1 protein-coding gene is annotated in these 1007 nt (G+C 53.4%); it reads right to left on the bottom strand.

Features of this window, described 5'->3' with window-relative positions:
• Positions 1-1007: elongation factor Tu (tuf, locus tag FEK43_RS22745; protein WP_024221637.1), on the bottom strand; the 1007-nt coding region annotated here is incomplete at both ends.

Raw genomic sequence — 1007 nt, 5'->3', positions numbered from 1 at the left:
CCGCCTTCACGGATTGCGAAACGCAGACCGTCGTCCATCGCGATCGGGTGGATCAGGGTAACAACCATTTTGATGTTGTCGCCCGGCATTACCATCTCTACGCCTTCCGGCAGTTCGATGGTACCAGTCACGTCAGTAGTACGGAAGTAGAACTGCGGACGGTAGCCTTTGAAGAACGGAGTATGTCGGCCGCCTTCATCTTTGGACAGAATGTACACTTCAGATTCGAACTTGGTGTGCGGCTTGATGGTGCCCGGCTTAGCCAGTACCTGACCACGTTCGATTTCTTCACGTTTGATACCACGCAGCAGAACACCTACGTTCTCACCAGCACGGCCTTCGTCCAGCAGTTTGCGGAACATTTCAACGCCAGTACAGGTAGACTTCTGAGTCTCTTTGATACCAACGATTTCAACTTCTTCACCAACTTTGATGATACCGCGTTCTACACGACCGGTAACAACGGTACCACGACCGGAGATGGAGAATACGTCTTCGATCGGCAGCAGGAACGGCTTGTCAATCGCACGCTCTGGTTCCGGAATGTAAGAATCCAGGAAGCCAGCCAGTTCCAGGATTTTCGCTTCCCACTCTGCGTCGCCTTCCAGCGCTTTCAGAGCAGAACCACGAACGATCGGAGTGTCGTCGCCCGGGAAGTCGTACTGAGACAGAAGTTCACGAACTTCCATTTCAACCAGTTCCAGCAGCTCTTCGTCATCAACCATGTCACATTTGTTCAGGAACACGATGATGTACGGAACGCCTACCTGACGACCCAGCAGGATGTGCTCACGAGTCTGCGGCATCGGGCCGTCAGTCGCAGCAACTACCAGGATCGCGCCGTCCATCTGAGCAGCACCAGTGATCATGTTTTTAACATAGTCGGCGTGCCCCGGGCAGTCTACGTGTGCGTAGTGACGGGTCGGGGTGTCATATTCAACGTGAGAAGTGTTGATGGTGATACCACGAGCTTTTTCTTCCGGCGCGTTATCGATCTGGTCGAATGC

It is taken from the genome of Escherichia sp. E2562 (assembly GCF_005781075.1).
Classification (GTDB): Bacteria; Pseudomonadota; Gammaproteobacteria; order Enterobacterales; family Enterobacteriaceae; genus Escherichia.
Note: the sequence above shows the minus strand (reverse complement) of the source record. Positions and strands in the feature narration are given on the sequence as shown.